At 65.3% G+C, this 5443-nt stretch carries 6 protein-coding genes; 4 read left to right on the top strand and 2 right to left on the bottom strand.

What is annotated here, in order from left to right; genetic code table 11:
- The coding region (locus A5791_RS27405; protein WP_231995795.1) for a hypothetical protein at window positions 1–90 on the top strand (90 nt) is incomplete at its 5' end.
- 126 nt (window positions 91–216) lie between these two features.
- On the opposite strand, the gene A5791_RS25515 is transcribed toward A5791_RS27405, so the two are convergent.
- Window positions 217–780, bottom strand: coding sequence for a carboxymuconolactone decarboxylase family protein (locus A5791_RS25515; protein ID WP_067243066.1), 564 nt, complete (start codon window positions 778–780; stop codon window positions 217–219).
- A complete protein-coding gene (gene ramB / locus A5791_RS25520; RefSeq protein WP_067243068.1) occupies window positions 777–2204 on the bottom strand; it encodes an acetate metabolism transcriptional regulator RamB in 1428 nt (475 codons plus the stop codon). The genes A5791_RS25515 and ramB overlap by 4 nt, the downstream gene beginning before the upstream one ends.
- Window positions 2205–2339: 135 nt before the next feature.
- Here ramB and A5791_RS25525 point away from each other — a divergent pair, with 135 nt between their 5' ends.
- From A5791_RS25525 to A5791_RS25535, 3 genes are all read left to right on the top strand, one after another.
- Window positions 2340–3134: an acyl-[acyl-carrier-protein] thioesterase gene (locus tag A5791_RS25525; RefSeq protein WP_067243070.1), complete on the top strand. Its 795-nt coding sequence runs from the start codon at window positions 2340–2342 to the stop codon at window positions 3132–3134.
- Window positions 3135–3416: 282 nt separating this feature from the next.
- Complete coding sequence (gene aceA / locus A5791_RS25530) at window positions 3417–4703, top strand: isocitrate lyase (RefSeq protein WP_067243072.1); 1287 nt, start codon at window positions 3417–3419, stop codon at window positions 4701–4703.
- A gap of 44 nt (window positions 4704–4747) precedes the next feature.
- The coding region (locus tag A5791_RS25535; protein ID WP_369828145.1) for a 3-hydroxybutyryl-CoA dehydrogenase at window positions 4748–5443 on the top strand (696 nt) is incomplete at its 3' end.

Consider the following 5443-nt stretch of genomic DNA (forward strand, 5'->3'; position numbering starts at 1 on the left):
GTCCCGCCCTGTGCCGGGCCCACCGGGGAGCGCGCCGACTGGTGGTGGTATGAACCCTTCCAACCCCAACCACCACCGACACCCAACTAGGCGGGTCACCGCCGCCGATCATGACCCGGCACGGTGCCGAAGCCCAAACGGGTTGAGCCATGCAGCAATTCGTTCGCGATACCCGCTGCCATCGGTCCCCACGTTCGACGCGGTTGTGACGGCAGGCTAGCTGCGCGGGTTGTCCAACGGGATTTCCAGCGCATGCATGGTGGCGGCGAGCCCGTCGTATTGGCTTGCCAGCAAGCAGAATTCGATCAGCTGCCGCCGATCCAGGTGCGCCGCCAGTTGCTGCCAGGTCTCATCGGTGATGGTGCGGTCCTTGACGAACTCGTCGGTCGCCTGCAGCAGTGCCTGCTGGCGCGCGGTGAGGCCGTTGCGGGCCTCTGCCGATACGTCCGGCCAGGCGAAGATCGTGGCCTGCAGGTCTGCGTTCAGGCCTTTGGCGCGCGCCATGGTGCGGTGGTGCTGCAGCTCGTATTCGCAGGACCGCAGATGCGCGACCCGGAGAATCACCAGCTCGGTGTCGATCGCCGGCAGCCGCCCCCGCAGCAGCCGTCCGCTGTAGATCGACCACGTCCAGAACAGCAGCCGGCGCTGTCCCAGGGTGGTGAACAGATGCATCTCCGGTGCGCGCACCTTTCGCGCCGCCAGCTTTGCCATGACCCAGTTGATCGGTCCCAGCTCGCGGAAACCGCCGGACGGGATCCGGGCGATTTGGCTGCCCGTCACGGCTGGAGCACCAGGTACGGCGACACGGTACTGCGATGCTCGTCGAGATCGAGTGCGCGCCCCAGCGCGGGGAACGCCCGCTGTGGACACCTGTCGCGTTCACAGACGCGGCAACCCGCGCCGATCGGTGTGGCGATTTTTCCTGGATCCCCCGACAAGTCGAGTCCTTCCGAGTAGACGAGCCGGTGGGCGTGGCGAAGTTCGCAGCCCAGCCCGATCGCGAAGGTCTTTCCCGGCTGACCATACCGGGCGGCGCGGCGCTCAACGGTGCGGGCCACCCACAGGTAGTTTCGGCCGTCGGGCATCTGCGCGATCTGCACCAAAATCTTGCCGGGGTTGGCGAAGGTCTCGTAGACGTTCCACAACGGGCAGGTGCCGCCGCTGGAGGAGAAGTGAAAACCGGTGGCGGACTGTCGTTTTGACATATTGCCCGCCCGGTCTACCCGGACGAACGAGAACGGCACCCCCCGCATCGACGGCCGCTGCAGCGTGGACAGCCGGTGCGCGATGGTCTCGTAGCTCACCGAGTAGAACGCCGACAGCCGCTCGACGTCGTAGCGGAAGTTCTCGGCGACGTCGTGGAACTGGCGGTACGGCAGCACCGCGGCCGCAGCGAAGTAGTTGGCCAGCCCGAGCCTGGCCAGCGTGCGTGATTCGGCGCTGGTGAACTTGCCGTCCTCCACCATGGTGTCGATCAGCTCGCCGAACTCGAGGTAGGCCAATTCCGCCGCCATCTTGAACACCTGTTGGCCTGACGAGAGGTGATTGCTGATCTCCAGCGTCTTGGTCTTGGGGTCGTAGCGGTGCAGCACGGTGTCACCCAGATCGATGCGCTTGGTGATGCGCACGCCGTGCACCTCGGTAAGTCGCCGGGGCAGCTCGCGGGCCAGGTCGCCGTGATGCATCCGCATCTGGATGGTCAGGTCTTCGGCCGCGGTGTCCAGCTCGTGCAAATAGTTCTGGCGCTCGTAGAAGTAGTCGCGTACCTCTTCGTGCGGCATGGTGATCGATCCGCTGCCACTGCTGCCGTCGAAGAAGCGCTCCTCCGTGGCAGCGGCCAGCTGCGCGGTGGTGATGCGGTAGCGCCGGTGCAGGTTGACGACCGCGCGAGCCAGCGTGGGATGAGCGCCGACCATCTCCGCGACTTCCGTCGGGTCCACGTTGATGTCCAGATCGCGGTCCATCGTCACCTCGCGCAGCTCGGCGACCAGCCGGGTGTCGTCTTGAGGAGCGAAGAACGTCGCGTCAACCCCGAACACCTCGGTGATGCGCAGCAGGACCGCCACCGTCAGGGGCCGGACGTCGTGTTCGATCTGGTTGAGGTAACTCGGTGAGATCTCCAGCATCTGGGCCAATGCGGCTTGGCTGAAACCCCGCTCGTTGCGCAGCTGGCGCACCCGTAAGCCGACGAACGTTTTGGACACCCGACCTAGCGTACGCTGCACTGTTAACGCTTGATTGGCAGAGTTTGCAGGCGCGTCGGGGTGCTGAATTTTGGAATATCGACCGTGCCATTGGCATGATTCGCATCAAGGAACGGGGAGGAACTGGAGCACGCCGTGAGCCTGGACAAAATAATGATGCCGGTGCCCGACGGCAGCCCCGATGTGTTCGATCGCGAGTGGCCGCTGCGGGTGGCCGACATCGACCGCACCGGCCGCCTACGTCTGGACGCGGGCTGCCGGCACATTCAGGACATCGGCCAGGACCAGCTGCGGGAGATGGGCTTCGAGGAGACCCACCCGCTGTGGATCGTCCGGCGCACCATGGTCGACCTGATCCGCCCGATCGAATGGCAGGACATGCTGCGATGCCGGCGCTGGTGCTCGGGCACCTCGAACCGATGGTGTGAGATGCGGGTCCGCATCGACGGGCGCAAGGGCGGCCTGATCGAGTCCGAGGCGTTCTGGATCCACGTGAGCCGGGAGACCGAGATGCCGGCCCGAATCGCCGACGACTTCCTGGCGGGCCTGCACAAGACCACCTCCGTCGACCGGTTGCGCTGGAAGGGCTACCTGAAGCCCGGCAGCCGCGACGACGCGTCGGAGATCCATGAATTCCCGGTGCGAGTCACTGACATCGACCTGTTCGACCACATGAACAACTCGGTCTATTGGAGCGTGGTCGAGGATTACCTGGCCTCCCACGCCGAGCTGCTGGCCGGGCCGCTGCGGGTGACGATCGAGCATGAGGCGCCGGTGGCGCTGGGCGACAAGCTCGAGATCATCTCTCACGTCCACCCCGCCGGATCCACCGAGAAGTTCGGTTCCGGCCTCACCGATCGCACTGTTACAACGCTCACATATGCCGTCGGCGACGAGACGAAAGCCGTCGCTGCGCTGTTCTCGCTTTAACCGGACAAGCGTCCCGGTTAATTGCCGCTGACCTGCACATTTTGGTTACCAGCGGGTAGTTTCTGAAACGGTCAAGTATTTGCGTGGCTTCGCAAGATTCGCCAAATGACCACCGGTCATAGCCAAAATTCGCAAGTGAAATGGGTGGACCAGCAGGAATGGGCTGTGCCAGGGTCGTGTTAGCACACCAGTGAAGTTAAGCGTCTAGCTTCCGCCCGATGGCGGGTGGGCTCCACACATCATCTGGAACTCAGTCAGTGAAGACCGTTAAGGAGTAATCCAATGTCTGACGTCGGCACCCCGAAGAGCGCTGAGCAGATCCAGCGCGACTGGGACACCAACCCGCGCTGGAAGGACGTCACGCGCACCTACACCGCCAAGGATGTCGTCGCCCTGCAGGGCAGCGTCGTCGAGGAGCACACCCTGGCCCGTCGCGGGGCGGAGGTGCTCTGGCGTCAGCTGCACGATCTGGAGTTCGTGAACGCGCTGGGCGCCCTCACCGGCAACATGGCCGTCCAGCAGGTGCGCGCCGGCCTGAAGGCCATCTACCTCTCCGGCTGGCAGGTCGCGGGTGACGCCAACCTCTCCGGCCACACCTACCCCGACCAGAGCCTCTACCCGGCCAACTCGGTGCCGCAGGTGATCCGTCGCATCAACAACGCGCTGCTGCGCGCCGACGAGATCGCCACCGTCGAGGGCGACAAGTCGGTGGAGAACTGGCTCGCGCCGATCGTCGCCGACGGCGAAGCCGGCTTCGGTGGCGCGCTCAACGTCTACGAGCTGCAGAAGGCCATGATCGCCGCGGGCGTGGCCGGCTCGCACTGGGAGGACCAGCTGGCCTCGGAGAAGAAGTGTGGCCACCTGGGCGGCAAGGTGCTGATCCCCACCCAGCAGCACATCCGCACCTTGACGTCCGCCCGGCTCGCGGCTGACGTGGCCGACGTTCCGACCGTCGTCATCGCGCGCACCGACGCCGAGGCCGCCACGCTAATCACCTCCGACGTCGACGAGCGCGACCGCCCGTTCATCACCGGCGAGCGCACCTCCGAGGGCTTCTATCGGGTGCAGAACGGCTTGGAGCCGTGCATCGCCCGCGCGAAGGCCTACGCGCCGTACGCCGATTTGATCTGGATGGAGACCGGCACCCCCGACCTGGAGCTGGCCCGCAAGTTCGCCGAGGGCGTCAAGAGCGAGTTCCCCGACCAGATGCTGGCCTACAACTGCTCGCCGTCGTTCAACTGGAAGAAGCACCTCGACGACGCGACCATCGCGAGGTTCCAGAAGGAGCTCGGCGCAATGGGTTTCAAGTTCCAGTTCATCACCCTGGCCGGCTTCCACGCGCTGAACTACTCGATGTTCGACCTGGCCTACGGCTACGCGCGCAACCAGATGAGCGCCTACGTCGAGCTGCAGGAGCAGGAGTTCGCCGCCGAGGAGCGGGGCTACACCGCGACCAAACACCAGCGCGAGGTCGGTGCCGGCTACTTCGACCGGATCGCCACGACCGTCGACCCGAAGTCGTCGACCACCGCCCTGACCGGCTCCACCGAAGAGGGCCAGTTCCACTGAGTTAATCTGCCGACCAGACGCAAAAGCACCCATTTGCGCCGCAAATGTGGTGCTTTTGCGTCTGCTCGCGCGTCGGAAAGGAGTGGTCCATGGCAATCGATCGGGTAGGGGTAATCGGGGCGGGCCAGATGGGATCCGGCATCGCCGAGGTCTCGGTGCGCGCGGGCGTCGACGTGACGGTGTTCGAGACCACCGACGCGCTGATCACCGCCGGGCGCAACCGCATCGTCAAGTCACTGGAGCGGGGCGTCAGCGCGGGCAAGGTGACCGAGCGTGAGCGGGACCGCGCGCTCGACAAGCTGACCTTCACCACCAACCTGTCCGACCTGGCCGACCGTCAGCTGGTGATCGAGGCCGTCGTCGAAGACGACGCCGTCAAGGCCGGCATTTTCGCCGAGCTCGACCGGGTCATCACCGATCCTGACGCGGTGCTGGCGTCGAACACGTCCAGCATCCCGATCATGAAGATCGCCGCGGCAACCAAGAACCCGCAGCGCGTGCTCGGACTGCACTTCTTCAATCCGGTCCCGGTGTTGCCGCTGGTCGAGCTGGTCAGCACGCTGGTCACCGACAAGGCCGCAGCCGGGCGCACCGAGGAGTTTGCCAGCTCAGTGCTGGGCAAACAGGTGGTGCGCTGCTCAGACCGGTCCGGGTTCGTGGTGAACGCGCTGCTGGTGCCCTACCTGCTGGCGGCGATACGGATGGTCGAGGGCGGCTTCGCCTCCGTCGAAGACGTCGAC

Origin of the sequence: Mycobacterium sp. 852002-51163_SCH5372311 (assembly GCF_001667115.1) — a bacterium.
In the GTDB taxonomy this organism is placed as follows: Bacteria; Actinomycetota; Actinomycetes; order Mycobacteriales; family Mycobacteriaceae; genus Mycobacterium.